Source organism: Pseudomonas sp. GW101-3H06 (assembly GCF_059424605.1).
The window spans coordinates 4,791,515-4,810,436 of the sequence record NZ_JBWKZO010000001.1; the positions used below are offsets into that span (position 1 = coordinate 4,791,515).

The following is an 18,922-nucleotide window of genomic DNA, read 5'->3' on the forward strand; positions in this document are numbered from 1 at the left end:
AGGCCGTCTTCGCGAGCAGGCTCACTCCCAAAAGGGGATTTGGCGTATCCGTTAACCTCCTGCTACAGCACATTCCCATCAAACCCCACACTGACATTGCCCGGCAGCTCTGCACGATGCGCAATCAACCAGGCATCAAACGTGTGCCCGACATGGGTCAACACCGCCTTCTCAGGTTGTAATTCGTCAATGCATTGCATAGCCAGGTTCAGGTCGTTGTGATTGCGCGGTGCCTGCGGTTGCGGTGGCATTGAGCAGTCGAGCACCAGCACGTCCAGCGGCTGACGTTGCAACCAGGCCGTGGTGGCCGGTGGCAGGCCAACGGTGTCGGTCAGGTAGGCGATGCGACGACCTTCGCCTTCGAGCAGATAACCGAGCGTTGGTTTGGAGTGCAGCAATGGCAGCGCGGTAACGTTGAGCGCACCGAAGGATCGGGTTTCAAAAGCTTCGAACGGCTGGTTGAAATCGAGAATGCCCGGATGCTTGTAGAGATCCGCCAGGCCTTCCGGGTCGACCGGACCGTGCACCGGAATCACCAGGCCCTGGCCCCAACGCAGATGCAGCAGCCCTTGGGCATGATCGGCGTGGTAATGGGTTTGGAGGACGCCGTTGAAACTGCGTGGCGGGAAGCGTTCGGTCAAGTCCGCAAGGCCGCTGTCGATCAGCCAGCGCTGGTCGCCGCATTCGATCAGCGCGCAGCACGGACGACGGCGTAAGCGTTCATCGAAACGCGCACGAATACAGGCCTGACATTCGCAACCATAGACCGGCACCTGTCGGGCATCACCAGTGCCCAGCAGGGTCAGGCGCATGCGGCCGGCTCATCGATGCAGGCGAGCAGGTGCTCGACAGTGCGCTCCAGCGGTCCGGAGTTGTCGAGTACATGCACTTTGGGGTCATCGGCCAACAGACGCTCATTGAACCGGGCATTGCGCGCCAGCCGCTGATCGATCTCGGCCACGGACTCACGCCCGCGTGCCAGCAGGCGCTGGCGCAATACTGCCTGGTCCACGGTCAGCAACACCGCCAACACATCCGGATAGCGCTCACGGGTTTGCGGCAGATGCCCACGTGAACCGTTGACCAGCACGTCGTCCCCCGCCGCCAGCCAATCATCGATTTCCCGCGGGATGCCATAGGCCAGGCCATTGGCCTGCCAGCTCAGGGCAAATGCGCCCCGGGCCTGCATCTCGGTGAACTGCTCCATGCTGACGCCCAGCGCCGCCTCGCCCACGGCTTCCGCCGAACGGGTGATGACTCGCCGCACGATACGGCAGCCACGTTCGGCCAACCGCGCTCGCGCGGCATCCAGCAGGCTGTCCTTGCCCGAACCTGAAGGTCCGATGAGATAGATCAACCTGCCTGGCATTAAAACACCCTCTTCGCTTGTCGCCATACTTGCTGGACCACCGGCAAACCCTCCTGACTGCGTGCCTGTACCAGATCGGCGCGCAAACCCGGGGCGATCTCGCCGCGATCACTCAAACCCGCGGCGCGGGCCGGGGCCAGGCTGACCATGCGCAGTGCTTCGGCCAGGTCGATTCGCTCGCTCTGCGCCACCAGGGCAAACGCCGCTTGCAGCAGGCTTGCTGGATAGTAGTCGCTGGACAAGATGTCCAGCAGTCCTTCTGACGCCAGGTCAGCGGCGGCCACGTTACCTGAGTGCGATCCCCCGCGCACGATGTTCGGTGCGCCCATCAGCACTTTCATGTTTTGCTGCCGGCAACCACGCGCCGCTTCGAGGGTGGTCGGGAATTCGGCGATGGTCATGCCATAGCGTGCCGACTCCTCGACGTGGGCCAGGGTTGCGTCGTCATGGCTGGCCACCGACAGGCCGCGGGCCAGGCAATGCTCGACAATCGCCGCGCGATAGCGGTCGCTGTACTCGCGGGAATTGGCCATCTGCAAGGTGATGAATTCATCCATTTGCGTCGTCGTCAGGTGGTATTTGCCCATGTAGTACTCACGGTACTTGGACTCCAGCACGAATTGGCGCTGACCCGGCGAATGGTCCATCACCGACACCAATTGCACCAGCGGATGCTCCACCAGATCGCGGAACACGCTCAGGGTGTCGGGATGGCACAGCTCGCAACGCAGGTGCAGGCGATGCTCGGCGCGGGTCAGCCCGGCGTCGGACGCACTGGAGATCGCTTCCAGCATCGCCGGCAGTTTCTGCATGCGGTTGCCCTTGGGATTCACGTCACCGATGGACACCGCGTCGAACACCGTGGTGATGCCGGCCGCGATGATCTGCGCATCGTGGCTGAGCACCGCCGGGCGCGATGGCCAGTCCACGCCGGGGCGCGGGGTCATGTGTTTTTCCAGGTTGTCGGTGTGCAGTTCCACCAGTCCGGGCAGCAGATAATCGCCGTTGAGGTCCTGAGCCTGGGACAAGCGGCTCGGGCCTTCGGCCACGTCGGCGATCAAGCCGTCGCGCAATAGCACGGTGCCATAGAACACGCGGTCAGCGGTGACCAGTTGGGCATTGCTGAGGATCTGTTCAACGGGCATCGGCGTATTCCTCTTGATTCGATGCTGCTGGGGTCATGTCGAGATGGCGATCGGCAACCGCTTCGCGGGCGACGCGGTCGTGGAAGATGCCGATCAGCGCCGCACCGGCTTGCTTGGCTTCGTTCATCAGTTCCAGCACCACCTGGCGATTGCTGTCATCCAGGGAAGCCGTGGGTTCATCGAGCAACATCACCGGCCACGCCACCATGAAACCGCGAGCGATATTGACCCGCTGCTGCTCGCCACCGGAGAAGGTACCGGGCGCCAGTTGCCACAGGCGTTGCGGAATATTCAGGCGCCTGAGCAGCAACTCGGCACGCGATTGCGCCAGATGTTTCGACCAGCCGCGGGCCAGCGCCGGCTCCATCACCACGTCCAGGCAGGCCACCCGCGGAATGACCCGCAGGAACTGGCTGACATAACCCAAAGTGCGCTGGCGCACCTGGAGAATGTCCCGGGGCTCGGCGCCCACCAGCTCCAGCCACTGCCCGTCGTGCTTCACGCGGATGCTGCCGCCCGCCGGCAGGTAATTGCCATACAGGGTGCGCAGCAAAGTGCTTTTACCGGCGCCGGACTGGCCGTGCAGCACCAGGCATTCGCCGCCCGCCACACTGAAATCCACCCCGCGCAGCACATTGAGGACCACGCCGTTCTGCTGATGCAGGGTGAAGGTTTTCGAGAGGTCACGGACCTCGATCAAGGTATTCATCATGGCTGCAACACCGAAGACACCAACAGTTGAGAGTAAGGGTGCTGCGGGTCGTCGAGGATCTGATCGGTGAGCCCGGTTTCCACCACCCGCGAGCGGCGCATCACCATCAAGCGATCGGCCAGCAATCGCGCCACCGCCAGATCGTGCGTGACGATCACCACCGCCAGATCCAGTTCACGTACCAGACCGCGCAGCAGGTCGAGCAACCGCGCCTGCACCGAGACGTCGAGGCCGCCAGTGGGTTCGTCCATGAACACCAGGCGCGGGCTCGACACCAGGTTGCGGGCGATCTGCAGGCGCTGTTGCATGCCGCCGGAGAAGGTCCGGGGCAGGTCATCGATGCGCTGCGGGTCGATTTCCACCTGGCTCAGCCAGTCCAGCCCCGCCCCACGCAGCTGCTGGTAATTGCGCACGCCTTGGGCCATCAACCGTTCGCCGATGTTGGCCCCGGCCGATACACCCATGCGCAAACCGTCACGCGGGTTCTGCTCGACGAAGCCCCATTCGGTACGCAGCAAGGTGCGGCGTTCGGCTTCGCTGGCGCTGTACAGGTCGAGCCATTGGCCCTGCTTGTCGCGGTAACCGATAAGACCTTTTTGCGGCGGCAGCCTTCCACTGAGCAGTGAAAGCAAAGTCGATTTACCGGAACCGGACTCACCGACAATCCCCAGCACTTCACCGGGATACAGGTCGAAGCTGATGTCCTGACAGCCCTTGTCCGGACCGTACAACAGCGACAGGTCACGTACTTGCAACAGGGGTTCGGTAGACACCGACAGTTCGTTTTTCAGTGCATGGTTCATTGGCCCTGCTCCTGCTGGCTGACGCGCTGGGCGCAGTAATAGGTGTCGGAACAGACGAAGCTCTGGGTGCCGGCGTCGTCGATGATCAGCTCGTCGAGGAACGACTCATGGCTGCCACAAATGGCGCAGCACTCGTCCCATTGCTGTGCTTCGAAGGGGTGATCCTCGAAGTCGAGACTGGTGACTCTGGTGTACGGCGGCACGGCGTACAGGCGCTTCTCGCGGCCTGCACCGAACAACATCAGCGCCGGACTCATGTCGAGTTTCGGGTTGTCGAATTTGGGGATCGGCGACGGGTCCATCACGTAGCGTTCGTCGACCATCACCGGGTAAGCGTAGGCGGTGGCGATGTGGCCGAAGGTGGCGATGTCTTCGTAGAGCTTGACGTGCATTACCCCGTAATCGTTGAGGGCGTGCATGGTCCGGGTCTCGGTTTCCGACGGTTCGATAAAGCGCAGCGGCTCAGGGATCGGCACCTGGTAGACCATGATCTGATCGGCGTGCAACGGCGTTTCCGGAATGCGGTGACGGGTCTGGATCACCGTCGCGTCCGGGGTGATTTCGGTGGTGGCGACGCCGGCGGTGCGAGCGAAAAAGCGGCGGATCGACACGGCGTTGGTGGTGTCGTCGGCGCCCTGGTCGATGACCTTGAGCACGTCATCGTCGCCAAGAATCGTCGCGGTCAATTGCATGCCGCCGGTGCCCCAGCCATAAGGCAACGGCATCTCGCGGCCACCGAATGGCACCTGATAACCGGGGATCGCCACGGCCTTGAGCAAGGCGCGGCGGATCATGCGCTTGGTCTGTTCATCGAGGTAGGCGAAGTTGTACGCCGCGTCGCGCACGGGTACCTGGCTCAAGTCATTCATGGGTGTTGCCCTCGGCAGGCTTGCGCAGTTTGCGGATCAGTTCCAGCTCGGCCTGGAAGTCCACGTAGTGAGGCAGTTTGAGGTGCGAGACGAAACCGGCGGCCTCGACGTTGTCGCAGTGCATCAGCACGAATTCTTCCTGCTGCGCCGGGGACTCGATCTCTTCGTTGAACTCCTTGGCACGCAAGGCGCGGTCGACCAGCGCCATGCCCATGGCCTTGCGCTCGGCATGTCCGAAGGCCAGGCCATAGCCACGGGTGAACTGCGCCAGTTCGGTGGCCGAGCCGACGAACTGGTTGACCATCTCGCACTCGGTGACTTCGATGCTGCCCAGATTGATCGGCAAGCCCAGCTCTTGGGGGTCGATCCACACCTCGACTTCACCGATGCGGATTTCCCCGGCGAACGGGTGGTTGCGGCCATAGCCGCGTTGGGTCGAGTAGCCCAGCGCCAGCAGAAACCCTTCATCGCCACGGGCCAGGGCCTGCAGGCGCTCGGCGCGGCTGGCGGGCAACTCCAGCGGATCGCGGGTGATGTCGGCGATGCTGTCGCCATTATCGGACTCGTTCTTGATCAAGCCTTCCCTGGCCAACAAACCCAAGACCCGGGGGCACGCTTCAAGGCTGGCGTCAGGGGTCGTTTGCGGCCCCGGATAATCGCCTTCAGCCAGCAGCGCGAAGTCGAGCAGGCGATGGGTGTAATCGAACGTCGGCCCCAGCAGCTGCCCACCGGGCAGGTCCTTGAAGGTCGCGGAGATGCGGCGGCTGAGCTGCATGGTCGAGGTGTCGATCGGCAGGCTCGGGCTGAAGCGCGGCAACGTGGTGCGGTAGGCGCGCAGCAGGAAAATCGCTTCGACCAAATCACCTGCCGCTTGTTTGATCGCCAGCGCGGCCAGTTCTTCGTCGTACAGCGAGCCTTCACTCATGACCCGCGCCACCGCCAGCGGCAGCTGCTGACGGATCTGCTCGACGCTCAGTTCAGTAACCGAGGTATCACCCCGGCGTTTTTTCGCCAGCAGACGGTGGGCATTGTCGATGGCCTGTTCGCCACCCTTGACGGCTACATACATCAGACAGGCTCCTTTGCGATGCGGGTACTGCGCGGCAGGCCGATCAGTTCCTGGCCAGCGGTGAAAAACACATCCAGCCCCCGGGGGAATTCATTGCGGCGTTCACGCTCGCGCCAGAAGCCATCGGCCACCGGCAACGCAACGCCGTGTGCGCTTTCGATCCCCGGCCCGCGCCAGGCCAACCTTGCCCCGCCATCGAGATTCGGCAGTTGAACGAGCAAGGTGCAGGACTGGTCGGGGTAGCGGTCGTTGCCGTGGTCGAAGCCGCTCAGGTCGAGCAGGTCATCGGCGTCCAGCAAGGCAAAGCGTGCGTCTTCACGATTCGCAGTCAATGGGCAACCGCAGTGAAACGCCAGGTTGGCGCGGATCAGCGGCGTGTCGAAGGACGGCGCCAGCCACAGCGGTGTGTCGACATCCAGCAACGCCAGGCACAGCGCGTAGGTCGCTGGTGCCAGGCCCTCGAGGTTCGGCGTGGCGTGCAGGGTCTGGATCAGACCGGGGCCGGCCAGTGCCTTGAGTGCCGCGCGAAAACCGCGCTGGGCATCCAGCACCGGGTCGGCAAACGCCGGTTGCAACAGCTGTGCGCTCATCAGTTGTCTCCTCGCACGAGGGTGAAGAATTCGACTTTGGTGGCGGCGGTGTCCGCCTCTTTCTGCGCGCGGCGTTCGGCTTGGGCGTTGGCCAGCGGCGTGATCACTTGATCGAGCCAATGGCGCTGTTGCGTGCCTTGCAAATGCGCGTCGGCGAGCGCGGCCAGCTCGGCATGCACCTTGTCGCGGCCCGCCAGGTAGCTGTAGCCGGTACGGCCATCAGCCAGGCGCACCACGCAACGGGTCACGCTCATTTCACCGACGTTGAACGGCGCGCCGTTGCCGCCCATGCGGCCACGCACCAGGGTCATGCCGATTTCCGGGGCGCGGATCAGTTGGTATTCGACATCGCGCAGCGCGGCTTCATGGGGCTGCAATTCGCTGCGACGGGCGCGGGCCAGCACGCCGATCCAGTGCTGCCGGGCGGTGAGAGAAACAGGATTCATCGGTTGGTTCTCCATCAGGTGACGACCTGGTACTGAAAGCGATCCGAACGGCTGGTGGACTGCGCCAGCTCCACCGCACGGCCATCGCGATCACGGGAAAGGGTGAACACACTCAGCGCCGGCAGGTGCCGGGGCATCATCAGCAAAGCCGCCTCTTCGCGATTGGGCAAACGGGCGCCGATCAGGCTTTGGGTACGGGTCAGCGGCAGATCGCGTTCACTCAGGTACTGGCGCAGGGAGCCGCCGGTGTAGTCCGCCAGCAGTGGCGCGTGACTGGCGCAGTAGCGATGGCGAATCAGGCTGACCGGTTGCCCGTCGAGCTTGCGCAGGGTCTGCAATTCGATCATCGGTGCCATTTCGACGAGGCTCAGATGCTGCGCCTCTTCACGGCTGGCGAAGCAGTAACGACGCTTGAGCAGCAGCGCTTCGACCCCCAGGCCCTGGGCCGACAACGACTGGCTGTAGGCGCTGTCGGCGGCCATCGGGTAAATCAGCGGTCGCTCCAGCACTTGGGTGCCCTTGCCCTGGCGGCGCAACAGGCTGCCTTCGAACACCAGCTCATCGATGGCGCGACGCAGGGTGTGGCGGTTGACGCCGAAGCGTTCGGCCAGCTGCACCTCGGCGGGCAGGAAGTCTCCGGCGCGATAGTCAACCAACTCGCGGCGCAGGATGTCGGCCAATTCGCGGTACACCGGTTCATCTTGTCTAGACAACGGCATGCTTTAAAAAAAGCGCCCGCAGGCACCCCTCCGAAAAGTCAGATGAACTGCTTGCGCAGGCGTTGCGAGAGGATGTCGATCAGGCTGACCACGACGATGATCACCAGCAGCACGGCGCAGGTCTGCACAAACTGGAAGGCGCGGATGTTCTCCCACAGGATCACGCCGATTCCGCCGGCACCGACCATCCCCACCACTGTCGCCGAACGCACGTTGGCCTCGAAGCGGTACAACGCATAGGAAACCCACAGCGGCATCACTTGCGGAATCACGCCGTAGATCACCTCCTGCAAGGCACTGGCTCCGGTGGCGCGAACGCCTTCAACCGGACCTGGATCAATCGCTTCCACCGCCTCGGCGAACAGCTTGGCGAGTACGCCCGTGGTGCTGATCCACAGCGCCAGCACACCGGCAAACGGCCCGAGCCCGACTGCCACGACGAACAACATCGCGAAGACCATTTCGTTGATCGATCGGAAGGCATCCATCACACGGCGCAGTGGCTGGTGAATCCACCAGGGGGTGATGTTTTCCGAGCAGAGAATGCCCAGCGGCACCGAGCAAACAATCGCCAACACCGTGCCCCAGAGGGCGATTTGCACGGTGACGATCATTTCCTTGAGGTAGGCGCGCCACTCATGGAAATCCGGCGGGAAGAAATCCGCGGCGAAGGTCGCCATGTTTCCCGAGTCGCGGTACAGCGCCATCGGATTCATTTCGGCGCCGTGCCAGGCCCAGGCCAGCAGGACCAGAAACAGGCCCCAACCGGTGTATTGCGGCCAGGTTCGCTTGCCGACAGCTTCAGCGTGCAGAGTGGTCATAAGGGTTCTCTAAAAATGTCCTGGGGCATTGCCTGATGCAAACCGGTGGGAGCGAGCCTGCTCGCGAAGAGGCCGGCACATGCTCCAGCGATGTCGACTGACATACCGCTATTCGCGAGCAGGCTCGCTCCCACAGTTGAGCTGCAGAGAATCAACCGGCGTCGGCGGTCTTTTTGTCGGTTTTTTCCAGCAAGGTGATGCGTTCTTGCAGCTTGGCCAGTTCGGCATCGATCTCGGCGAGTTTCCTGGCCTTGTCCGCCGCTTCAAGCTTGGTGTCGGTGCTGATCGTGGTGCGCTGCTTGAACAGCTCCAGCTGGCGGATCGGCAACAACTGGTCGTCGCTGGATTTCAGGAACTTGCCCAGCTGCATGCCCGCAAGCACGGCTTTCTCGGCTTCGGTGTCGCCGTAGCTGAAGATGAAGTCGCGGATCCTGGTTTTCTCGCTGTCGCTCAGAGCCTTGCTCCACACCAGCGGATCGGCTGGGATCAGCGGCGACTTCCAGATCACTTTGAGCATGGCCGCCTTGTCTGGCTGGGTGACTTCCAGGCGATCCCAGCTTTCGGTGTTGAAGGTCGCCACGTCCAGTTGCCCCTTGGCCACACTCAGGGCGTTGACCTCATGGCTGGAGTTGAGGGTGCGTTTGAACGCGGTGGCCGCATCGACGTTGTTTTTGGCGAACACGTAGTAGCCAGGCACCAGGTAGCCCGAGGTGGAGTTCGGGTCGCCGTTGCCGAAGGTCAGGGTCTTGGCGTTTTTCAGCATGTCGTCGACGGAGTTGATCGGGCTGTCCTTGCGCGCGATCAACACGCTCCAGTAACCGGCGGCGCCGCTGGCGGCCGCGGTCTGGGCGAAGATTTCGCCGTTGGAACGGTCCACCGCTTCGATGGCGGCCTTGTTGCCCAGCCAGGCGACGTCGACCTTGTTGAAGCGCATGCCCTGTATCAGGCCGGCATAGTCGGAGGCGAAGGTGGCGTTGATCTTCAGGCCGGTCTGCTTCTGCATGTCATCGAGAAACGGCTGCCAGATGCTCTTGAGGTTCTGCGACGACTCGGTGGACATGATGCCGAAGTTGATGGCTTTTTCTTCAGCCTGGGCGGTGCCCAGCACACAGCCGGCGAGCAGTGCTGCGCCAGCAAAAACGCGACCGATACGGTTCAACATGGAAAGGTTTCCTGAGGGAGAACGGTTGGAAAATTCGAGGTCATCACGCACGCGCCAGCACCAGCCGGGGCGTGGCTTCAACAGGGCGAATCTGATCGGAACACATCAAGCTGGTGTCGATGTCGGCACCGTACAAATCGTTGAGGAAATGGCTGCTGAGCTCGGTGGCGCGGCCATCGAAATGAATCCGCCCGCCCTTGAGCGCCACGGCACGGGGGCAATAGCGCGTGGCGTAATCGACTTGATGCAGGGTCACGACCACGGTCTTGCCGTCACGGCGGTTGATGTCGGCGAGGATCTCCATGACCTTGCGCGCGGACTCAGGATCGAGCGAGGCAATCGGCTCATCCGCCAGGATCACTTCAGCACGCTGGGTCAGGGCCCGGGCAATCGCCACGCGCTGTTGCTGACCGCCGGACAGGGTCGAGGCCCGCTGCAAAGCCAGATCGGCCAAGCCGACACGGTCCAGGGACTCCAGGGCGAACTGTTTTTCCTCGGCATTGAACAGGCACAAATTGCCACGCCAGCGCGGCATGCGACCCAGGCAACCGAGCAGCACGTTGTCGAGCACGCTCAGGCGGTTGACCAGGTTGAACTGCTGAAAGATATAGCCGATATCGGCCCGCAAGCGCCGCACCTTGCCATTGAGCCGTCCGCTGGCCTGCACTTCCCGCCCCAGCACCTTAATGCTGCCGCCGTTATTGCGATCACAACAGGCCAGGCCCGCGAGGTGGCGCAACAAAGTGGACTTGCCGGAGCCGGACGCGCCGATCAGCGCGACCATCTCACCGGCCGCGATGGTCAGTTCGAGGTCGACCAGTGCGGTCTTGCGCGCAAAGGTCTTGTTCAGATGATCGACATGGATAGCTGCGTTCATGGGCTTCTCTGTCTGGTTGAACAGCCGTCCATGGCCGTATTTGAGTTCAACCGACTTTAGGCACGGGGCATGTCAGCCCTATGACTCGCACATGTCGCTGGATTAACTATTTGATGAAGGTTTTGTGAAAGGTTGAGACAAGATCAAAAGATCGCAGCCTCTACAGGTACACACGCTCTCCAGCAGGAACTGACGAGTGAAACGAGGCTGCTATCTTTTAACTTCCCGTCAATTCATTGCTCTTCACCCCAGAGCGAATCACCCTGGCTAACGATCACTTCATTGCCCTTGGAGATTGCTTGGGTGATGTTTTTACCGATGTATTGCATCAACTGGCCGTGTTGTGAATAAGTCGCTTCGATATACCCTCCGTTGAAGAAATCGATACGGTAGATCCGCATTTGATCCACGGTTCGTAATACAAAGGATTGGATCTCGGACAAATCCTGGAGACCCAGCGATTTTGGAAGAAATTTTCCGCGGTTATGTTTCCCTCTTTCAGCGTGAAAGTTGACCCATCCGGGCGAATTAGCCTCATGCCGCCTTCGATTTTTCCCACAAAGTTGCCGAAAGAGTGAGCTTCGACAAATTTGCCCTGCTCGTCGAACTGGACAATGCTTGTACCCTCTAGCTCAGCGCCTTCTGGCAGTGGGAGGAGGGTCACTTTTATATCGTCATACTTGCTCATATGTAGCTCCTTTTTGACTGCCAGAACTGGCGGTTCCATTTATGCAATTGGCCAAAGGCCGATATTCAAGTGGGACAGCTTCGAAAAAACCGGAATCGGAAGTGTTGTGTACCGGTTTCCCGGCTTACTCGAGCCCCCCCAAGTCACATTCCGCTCAGTCCTCACGAACTTTGGGGGGAAAGGTCAGATCCGCTCGTGATCGAAATTGATTTTGGCCTTGGGCATGATCTCGCCTTGTTTGAAGAAGCGAGGGGGGTTGGCTTGCGACAGGTAATAACGCCCGTGGCCGTTCCACCTGATTTTCCAGTAGCCGCTCTCCGGACAGGCTTGGCCGCTGCCGCAGGTTGGTTCCAGAAACTGGTTTTCGCTGAACGAGGGTGAGCCCGGCAGGGGCTTGCCGGTGGCGGGGTCGAGGACCATGGCCTTGGCCAGTTGGTTGATCAGTGCAGGGCTGGGTTTTTCTGGCGGGATGTTGGCCAGGCGTTCTTCGAGCCATTGCAGTTTGCCGTCCCAGGCGGGCAACGGGGCGGGTGGCAAAGGGAGGATTTCGTTGATTTCGGGGACTTTGGGGTTGGCGTAGGAGTAGTTTCCTAGCACTTTGCCAATTTTTTTGTAGCGTTCCGCGCGTTCGAGGTCCTCTTGTTGGCCAAGGTAATGAAGTTCATTGGTAGAGGGTGGATTACGAAAGACATGGTTTAAAGTGTAAGCAGAGGTACTGTCGCCAGCAGCGACTCCAAGTTGGAAAGCTAGAAGCGTTTCTTGATATTGCCCAGCCTCTGACAGGTATCCCGCCAGAGCTGATGCTGCCTCGCCATTACCTTGCTCAGCGGCACAGCGATACATCTGAACGGCAATTTTCGGTGCCATATCGCTCGCTTCAAGCTTATCGCCTACGTAATTCTGAGCTTGTGGATTGCCCTTGTCGGCAGCCTTGCGGAAATAGCGCAGGGCCATTTCCGGGTCCTGCTTTAACCCTGCCGAACCCTGCTGCAGGAAGATCCCGACGAAGTAGTAACCCGTCGCCACACCCTCGTTGATCAGCCGCTCGCTCAAGCGCAAATACTCGTCGCCCCGAAGCTGGAAATGCCCGCGCATGGCGCCGTTCTGCAGATTGATATTGGCTTTGTAATGACCGTTCTCGGCAGCAATGCGGTACAGCCGCTCAATCTCAACGTCGACGCTTTTGTCCTCTTTGAGCTGATTATTTTTCTGCAACCAGCGGGCGTACTGGAACAGCACATCGGCCTCGGCTGATAGCGTGGGGAATTGTTCGTGTACACAAGTGAAAGCCAGGTTGGCTTTGATATTCGTAAGTGGATCAATGGGGGGCTTTAAGCTCGCACATCCCTGTAGTGTTGCGCTCAGCATAATTGTCATCACGAGAGCTCGGCGCATCACCCGACCAATCCCCATGTCACTGCCCGCTGAGTGTTTACGATCTTTACCGGGAGGGGCCAGATACGCTCGCGATCGAACTGTATTTTTGCCTTCGGCATGATGTCGCCTTGTTTGAAGTAGTGCGCGACGTTCCTTTCCATCAAGCAATACCGCTCATGGTATTTCCATCTGATTTTCCAATAGCCACTTTGCGGACAGGCGTCACCGCTGCTGCAATTGAGCCCCAGAAAATGATGTTGGTTGAATGAAGGTGAACCCAGCATCGGCTTGCCTGTGGCCGGTTCGAGCACCATGGCTTCGGCCAGTTGGTTGATCAGTGCGACGCTGGGTTTTTCTGGTGGGACGTTGGCCAGGCGCTCTTCGAGCCATTGGAGCTTGCCATCCCAGGCGGGCAGCTTGGCCGGTGGCAAAGGCAGGATTTCGTTGATTTCGGGGACTTTGGGATGGGCGTAGGAATAGTTAGCGAGAACTCGCCAGATTTTTTCGTAGCGTTCGGCGCGTTCCAGATCTTCATCTTGCCCAAGGTAGTACAGCCGATTATCCGTTTTTGGACCATGGAAACCATTTCGCAAGAAGGAAGTTGAGGACTCATCTCCGGCACCGGCCCCCAACTGAAAGGCTTCTAGCGCTTCTTGGTATTGACCATGCGCCGACATGTAAACGCCGAGTGCTGTTGCCGCTTTACCATTGCCTTGCTCAGCAGAACAACGATACATCTGGAGGGCAATTTCAGGTGCGGCATTGCTTGGTTCAAGCTTGTCTCCTACATAGTATTGAGCGAGTGCACTCCCCTTATCAGCAGCTTTACGAAAATAGCGCAGGGCCATTTCTTGATCTTGTTTCAACCCGGCGGAACCCTGTTGCAGGAAGATCCCAACGAAGTAATAACCCGTCGCCACCCCTTCGCTGATCAGTCGCTGACTCAAGCGCAAATGTTCATCGCCACGCAGCTGGAAATGGCCGCGCATGGCACCGTTTTGTAGATTGATGTTGGCTTTGTAATGACCGTTCTCGGCAGCAATGCGATACAGCCGCTCAATCTCAATATCGACGCTTTTGTCCTCTTTAAGTTGGTTGTTTTTCTGCAACCAGCGGGCGTATTGGAATAGCACATCGGCCTCGGCTGATAGTGCGGGGAACTGCTCGTACACACAGCTAAAAGCCAGATCAGCCTTGATCTCGTTCAGTGATTTCACTTGAGGGTCCTTCTTCATATAGGTAAAGGTACTGCGACTGTCACACGCAACCAGCAGCAGAATTGACAGCAGGAAAATACGGCGCATCAGTCGATGTCCTTCAAAGTGGCTTTGTCGTAATAAAACTCAACGAGGGGGGCGTAAGGAACACCATCTCTCTTGTCATCCTGGCGTTCTTTGTTTTTCTCAATGATGTCCAGCCAAGCCTTGAACGCTTCCCCCGGATCATCCTGCGCCCCCATCCCGCCCGTATGCAGATCCCACAACCGCCGCCTCAGCGCCTCCGTCACGCTCGCCCACTCATGAATAATGTTCAGCTCACTGTCCACCTGCATGCTGCGGGTGTTGATATTGGCCGAGCCTTGGGTGGTGAAGACGTCGTCGACGATCATTAACTTGGAGTGGACGTACACCGGCATCCAGTTGCCGGGGGAGGAGTCAGGGGCGACCAGCGTGCACAGGTGGACCTTCAGGCCGGGGCGTTCTTCCGCGCGAACCGTACTCTCCTTGATGGCGCGGATTTGCCGGTTCAGTTCGTACTGCCAGTCATCCAGCGCCCTCTGCCCGACTCGGTCATGAGGCTCGAAAGTCGGCCGTGGCGGCGCGTTTTTTTTCACTTCTTCGATGCGCTGCAGTTTGGTGACTTCGGGGATGAGTTCGCCACGCCCCAGGCTCTGGAGCATGCGCTGGGTATTGAGCGCACCGGGCCCTACGCTGTCGTCGCCGGCATTGGTGATCACGAACAGGTGCAACGGACCGTGGATGCCCGGATCGCGTCCGGCAAGGGTCTGGCCGGCGGCAGCGGCCTTGATCAGCTCCGCCAGCGGTGGCCAGCGAAAGTACTGGTTCTCGATGTAGATGAATTGGGTCGCGTTGTTGGCGGCTTGCAGGTAAGCCCGCTCAATGTCGCGTTTACCTTCCTGGGCCTGGGTGCGGACGATCTGTGCGATTTGTCGGGTGGCATCCAGCCTGCATTGCAGTTGCGGCCCGATCTGCATGGATTGGCGTGCGTTGATCAGGTTTTCGCCGGTCTCCTTGCGCCAGGCCTTGGCAAAGTTGTGGTGCAGGGCTTCCAGGATGGGTCCGCTGACCTGGCTGGAAATGTCCTGGCGAGGAGTCTTGCCACGCGGTCCCTTGTTGGGGGCCGGCTTATTGTCCTCAGAGCGGTTTTGCGCGGAATGGCCGTCGGTGTCCCAGTATTCGTCGAGCATGTTGTGGCCCATGACGAAACCGACGGCGTGCTCCGGCAACTCGAAATCGACCAGCACGGTTTTTTGATGGTGCGTGGCGGTCGCGGCCAGGGTGAAACGCGTGGCGCTACCGACCTGCGGATCGAGACGTGCGCGCCGCACTTGATGTTCAATTTCCGCCCGCTCATTGAAGTCGAAACCGCGACTGACAAACACTGGCAGCCCCGACGCACCGCGCTCGGTGGCTTTATGGTCCGCCACCGCACACTCGGCAAACCACTGGCGGTCGTAGTCGTATTGCGCCTGGGTGGAACTCTGCAAGGCCCGGTCGCTGATGCGCAATGTGCCCTTGCCGGGCAGATTGGCTTCGCCGCCGGCCCCTGCGCTATTGAACGGCATCTCCCAGCCTAATATCCGAACCTTGACGCCTGCTTTGGCCTTGGCCTTCAATAATTCTCCAATGCACAGTGCCTTACCATCGCGGATGAAATACATCGACGGCTGGAAGCCCCAACAGATGATATCGATCGTTTTCGTGGCATTGCAGATAGCCTCGTGAACCGCCCTGAACGCTTCTTCACCGTTGATCAAAGGTTCATAGGTCGCCATGGCAGGCGGGTATTCGGTGTTGCGCACGTACCACGGTGGAATACATGTCACTTCTTGGGTTTTCTGGAGTGCGACCGGTGAGACAAACTCGTACTGGCTCATGGCATTTTCCCTTGCTGATCATGGAGTCCTTGCAACAGCGCGTCGTAGAGCGCCCGGTGATCGGTGTGCGAGTTGGGTTGACTCATCTCGGCATCGACTTGCGAGGGATGGTTATGCAGGCCACGGTTGGCCAGTGGTGCCTGTTCCGCATTGCGATACTCGGTGGGTACCGGAATGTGGTGGGTCACGCCGTTGGCCATGACCAACCGGTAGCCACGGGTGACGACCTGATGGTCGATCAGCAATTGCCCCGATGCATCCAATACGCCTCGCTGGAGTTCGGCTCCGTCGGCGTACAGCCTGTAGGGCATGCCCGCCCATGCCTGGCGATGTGCATTGGCGGCTTGCGGTAGACTGAATCGCAGCACCTGTTTGGATAGACTCTGCGGATAATCCGGGTGTGTGGCGGTCATGCTGGCCGGGCCGCTGTACGCGTAGTCCACCGCCTTGATCCCGTAACCCCCCGCCGTGCCCGCCTCGATACCGCACTGCTCCAGGCTGAAGTAGCTGCCACCGCCATTGAGGGTGATTTTTTTCTTGGCGGTGATGCGGATTTCGTCCTCGGTGCTGGTGATGTCCAGGCCATGCCGGGCAAACAGTTCCAGCTTGTCGTTCTGCGCCTGAATCTGCACCGGTCCCTGATTGGCGATCAGCTTGAGCCCCAGCTTGCGCACGAACAGGCTCAAGCCCTGACCCACGCCGATGAACAGGCGCTTGACCACGCTGATATCGGCCTGACCGCCGGCGTTGAGCATCAGGTTGTGCTGCGCCGCCAGTTGCAGGTGGTTGCCGCTGGTGAGGGCGATGCCCTGCGGTGCGCTGAGCAGCAGCACCGAGGCCTTGAGTTGTTCCAGCTCCTGGCGCAGCAGTCGCAGTTGCGCGGCCACGTCCGCCGGGTCGGCGTTGGCAGTTTGCGCGTCGACCGAAAGCTTTTGCAGCTGTTCGCCGGCTTGTTGCAAGCGGCCAACGGCGGCGTTCATGTCCAGCGCTTGACCTTGGGCCTTGGCCTGGCCGTCGGCGCTGATGAATACGCCTTTGCCCGCACGCAGCGCGCCCCAAGCATCCGTCCTCAGCTCAAAGCCTTCCCCGCGTTTCTGCTTTTCGGCATCCACCAGATGCCCCAGATTCAGCTGACTCTTGCCGCCGTACTCGGTACTGAGCTTGACGTGCTCCTGCCCGCGCCGGTCTTCCATGCGCAACTTGTTGTTGGCCGGGGTGCGCAGCACGTTGCGGGTGTAGTCGCGTTTGGCCAGGGTGACGTGGTCCGGGTGTTCGCTGTCGTGCAGGGCGTGGGCGATGTAGGGGCGGTCGGGGTCGCCCTGTTCGAAGGCGATGGCCACTTCGGTGCCGGCGATCAGCGGCAGGTGCAGGCCATGGGTGTCGCCGGCGTAAGGGCGCGCGAGGCGCAGCCACAGGCTTTCGCGGCCCAGCGGCCAGGTATCGCGGTCGAACAGGAAGTTGACCCGGTAGCGACCTTCCTTGTTGATGTCGGCGTAGAGGTCGTGGGCCTGTGAGCTGCTGACCCGGGCCGGGATGGTGCCAGCCATGTGGGGCTTGGGCAGCAATGGCGGGCGAAAGCAGATGGTCTCGGCGTAGGGGATGGCTTCAAAGCGGCATTCGAAGCTGGCATCGCGGGCGGCGCGGGTGGTGAGGTGGGTGATCACCGCGCGGGGGGCGAAGGCCTGGGGTGCGCCACCGCTGATGCGCAGGACCTGACCCGGCGCCAGGGTGGCGCTGCTGCTGGTGCCGCTCAGCAGGGTCTGGTGGTTGAGGTAACGCTCGTGGCGCAGGCGGGCGTAGAAGTAGCCGCTTTCGCTTTGCAGGTCCTCGTCCTGCAGATAGCGATCGCCGAGCTCGGTGTAGGGTTCGGCGTAGTGGTAGGCCTCGCCGTAGGTGGTTTTCGCGCCCCGGGTCTGGTCGACGTCGCTCTGCAGCCAGGCCTTGGCGTGACGCGGGTCGTAGGCGCGCAGGTGGAGGTTTTTTTCCACGACCCGATGGCTCGATTGCAGCTGCCAGACGCCGTCTTCATCGCTGCTGAGCCCGGCGGGCGGGCGCAACGGCAGTTCGACGTCGAACTGGTAACCGCGCTGGTCATCGCAGAATTCCACGACGTCGATATTCAGGCGCTGGTCGCTGGTGAACCGATACCAGATGCCCACTTCGGCCAACAATCGGGCGATGAAGGCCAGGTCGCTTTCGCCGAACTGCATCACCTGTTCGCGCTTGGGGTAGTCGCGCACCAGCCGGAACAGAAAGTCGTGGCCCTCGAATTCGTGGCGGCTGCGCAGGACGTGTTCGACGATCTGCGGCACCGACTGATGCTGGTAGAGGCGGTATTGCCGACCGCGCTCGAGCAGGGCCAGGCGCGGTTGCAGGGTCAGTTCGTAGCGCGCTTCGTCGACGGAGGCGGACAGCCGTTTGAAAGCGGTGATCACGCCGTTCAGACTGCGCAGGGGTTTGATTTCAGGGACGGGCAGGCCTTTGATGACCGGGGGCTGTTTGGCCGCGTACAGGCTGAAACGGGCGGACTGGCCGAGCAGGTGTTCGGCGGCGATGTCCTGTTCGGGGCTGGTGAATTCCACCGTGTAGGTGAAGGGTTGGCTGAGGCGTTCCTGGCCGTGGAAGGCGAGGACGTCGAGGGGAGCCTCGAGGTTGCGGACCCAGAGTTTGTGGCGGCTGTGGTCGAAGAAGACGGGCAGTGTGGTGTTCACATTCAAACCTCCTGGAGTATTCGAGGAGGCGTCATTTCCACCCTCGTTCAAGCCTGTGTCAGCTTCAAGAAGCCGACACAGGCTGAAAATAGGATGCTTCCGAGAAGCGCGTAGGACGTGTCCGTTTATGGGCGTAGCTGTTTGTAGGATTTTTTAACGGCCATGTCGAAAGCTGCCCTTTAGCAGCGTTAAACCATTTGGATCGAGCAGTGTTCTGCCCGTTTTGGTAAGCCGTTTCTCGTTTGTTTAAATGTCGGCAAAGTGACTTCGCAAAAGCCACAGCACCTTGCGTCGTTGCCTACGGTTACGCCAGAATCCGCCGGCTTGTGCGCCTGGGGGCCGCTCGGTAACTTGATTCGCGTCACTGCCCATCAGTGATCGGGTTTAGTCGCCCGTCCCAGTTAGTAGGTGCATAACGCTTCATTCAGTCAGGTATTTCAGCCCTG

General features: G+C 60.7%; 18 protein-coding genes. All 18 read right to left on the reverse strand.

The features are described 5' to 3' along the window. Positions 1-62: 62 nt before the first annotated feature. The gene (gene phnP, locus AC07ZE_RS21870; protein WP_207266605.1) at positions 63-812 is read right to left on the reverse strand and encodes a phosphonate metabolism protein PhnP; all 750 of its coding nucleotides are present in this window, start codon (positions 810-812) and stop codon (positions 63-65) included. After that, positions 803-1,369, reverse strand: a complete 567-nt coding sequence (phnN, locus tag AC07ZE_RS21875) for a phosphonate metabolism protein/1,5-bisphosphokinase (PRPP-forming) PhnN (RefSeq protein ID WP_207266606.1) — start codon at positions 1,367-1,369, stop codon at positions 803-805. The genes phnP and phnN overlap by 10 nt, the downstream gene beginning before the upstream one ends. After that, positions 1,369-2,514, reverse strand: coding sequence for an alpha-D-ribose 1-methylphosphonate 5-triphosphate diphosphatase (locus AC07ZE_RS21880; RefSeq protein ID WP_207266607.1), 1,146 nt, complete (start codon positions 2,512-2,514; stop codon positions 1,369-1,371). The genes phnN and AC07ZE_RS21880 overlap by 1 nt, the downstream gene beginning before the upstream one ends. Further along, positions 2,504-3,223 (reverse strand): phosphonate C-P lyase system protein PhnL, encoded by a 720-nt coding sequence (gene phnL / locus AC07ZE_RS21885; RefSeq protein ID WP_207267866.1) that lies wholly within the window; start codon positions 3,221-3,223, stop codon positions 2,504-2,506. Before phnL ends, AC07ZE_RS21880 begins: the two co-directional genes overlap by 11 nt. After that, positions 3,223-4,029 (reverse strand): phosphonate C-P lyase system protein PhnK, encoded by an 807-nt coding sequence (gene phnK, locus AC07ZE_RS21890; RefSeq protein ID WP_207266608.1) that lies wholly within the window; start codon positions 4,027-4,029, stop codon positions 3,223-3,225. Before phnK ends, phnL begins: the two co-directional genes overlap by 1 nt. After that, positions 4,026-4,898, reverse strand: a complete 873-nt coding sequence (locus AC07ZE_RS21895) for an alpha-D-ribose 1-methylphosphonate 5-phosphate C-P-lyase PhnJ (protein WP_207266609.1) — start codon at positions 4,896-4,898, stop codon at positions 4,026-4,028. The genes phnK and AC07ZE_RS21895 overlap by 4 nt, the downstream gene beginning before the upstream one ends. Further along, positions 4,891-5,967 carry a carbon-phosphorus lyase complex subunit gene (locus AC07ZE_RS21900; protein ID WP_207266610.1) on the reverse strand — a complete coding sequence of 359 codons (1,077 nt, stop codon included), beginning with the start codon at positions 5,965-5,967 and terminating at the stop codon, positions 4,891-4,893. Before AC07ZE_RS21900 ends, AC07ZE_RS21895 begins: the two co-directional genes overlap by 8 nt. Continuing rightward, positions 5,967-6,557 carry a phosphonate C-P lyase system protein PhnH gene (gene phnH, locus AC07ZE_RS21905; RefSeq protein WP_207266611.1) on the reverse strand — a complete coding sequence of 197 codons (591 nt, stop codon included), beginning with the start codon at positions 6,555-6,557 and terminating at the stop codon, positions 5,967-5,969. The genes AC07ZE_RS21900 and phnH overlap by 1 nt, the downstream gene beginning before the upstream one ends. Continuing rightward, the gene (phnG, locus tag AC07ZE_RS21910; protein WP_207266612.1) at positions 6,557-7,003 is read right to left on the reverse strand and encodes a phosphonate C-P lyase system protein PhnG; all 447 of its coding nucleotides are present in this window, start codon (positions 7,001-7,003) and stop codon (positions 6,557-6,559) included. The genes phnH and phnG overlap by 1 nt, the downstream gene beginning before the upstream one ends. Positions 7,004-7,017: 14 nt before the next feature. Further along, positions 7,018-7,722, reverse strand: coding sequence for a phosphonate metabolism transcriptional regulator PhnF (phnF, locus tag AC07ZE_RS21915; protein WP_207266613.1), 705 nt, complete (start codon positions 7,720-7,722; stop codon positions 7,018-7,020). A gap of 38 nt (positions 7,723-7,760) precedes the next feature. Beyond that, entirely contained in the window at positions 7,761-8,543 is a 783-nt protein-coding gene (phnE, locus tag AC07ZE_RS21920) for a phosphonate ABC transporter, permease protein PhnE (RefSeq protein ID WP_207266614.1), read from the reverse strand. A 151-nt stretch (positions 8,544-8,694) separates the two neighbouring features. Continuing rightward, positions 8,695-9,705 (reverse strand): phosphonate ABC transporter substrate-binding protein, encoded by a 1,011-nt coding sequence (gene phnD / locus AC07ZE_RS21925; RefSeq protein ID WP_207266615.1) that lies wholly within the window; start codon positions 9,703-9,705, stop codon positions 8,695-8,697. Between the two features lie 43 nt (positions 9,706-9,748). Continuing rightward, a complete protein-coding gene (phnC, locus tag AC07ZE_RS21930; RefSeq protein WP_207266616.1) occupies positions 9,749-10,582 on the reverse strand; it encodes a phosphonate ABC transporter ATP-binding protein in 834 nt (277 codons plus the stop codon). A gap of 233 nt (positions 10,583-10,815) precedes the next feature. Further along, positions 10,816-10,983 carry a hypothetical protein gene (locus AC07ZE_RS21935; protein WP_207266617.1) on the reverse strand — a complete coding sequence of 56 codons (168 nt, stop codon included), beginning with the start codon at positions 10,981-10,983 and terminating at the stop codon, positions 10,816-10,818. Positions 10,984-11,453: 470 nt separating this feature from the next. Continuing rightward, the gene (locus tag AC07ZE_RS21940; RefSeq protein ID WP_207266618.1) at positions 11,454-12,665 is read right to left on the reverse strand and encodes an SEL1-like repeat protein; all 1,212 of its coding nucleotides are present in this window, start codon (positions 12,663-12,665) and stop codon (positions 11,454-11,456) included. Next, the gene (locus AC07ZE_RS21945; RefSeq protein ID WP_207266619.1) at positions 12,665-13,951 is read right to left on the reverse strand and encodes an SEL1-like repeat protein; all 1,287 of its coding nucleotides are present in this window, start codon (positions 13,949-13,951) and stop codon (positions 12,665-12,667) included. The genes AC07ZE_RS21940 and AC07ZE_RS21945 overlap by 1 nt, the downstream gene beginning before the upstream one ends. Beyond that, the gene (locus tag AC07ZE_RS21950; RefSeq protein ID WP_207266620.1) at positions 13,951-15,765 is read right to left on the reverse strand and encodes a phospholipase D-like domain-containing protein; all 1,815 of its coding nucleotides are present in this window, start codon (positions 15,763-15,765) and stop codon (positions 13,951-13,953) included. The genes AC07ZE_RS21945 and AC07ZE_RS21950 overlap by 1 nt, the downstream gene beginning before the upstream one ends. After that, positions 15,762-18,476 (reverse strand): type VI secretion system Vgr family protein, encoded by a 2,715-nt coding sequence (locus AC07ZE_RS21955; RefSeq protein WP_207266621.1) that lies wholly within the window; start codon positions 18,474-18,476, stop codon positions 15,762-15,764. The genes AC07ZE_RS21950 and AC07ZE_RS21955 overlap by 4 nt, the downstream gene beginning before the upstream one ends. Positions 18,477-18,922: the final 446 nt, after the last annotated feature.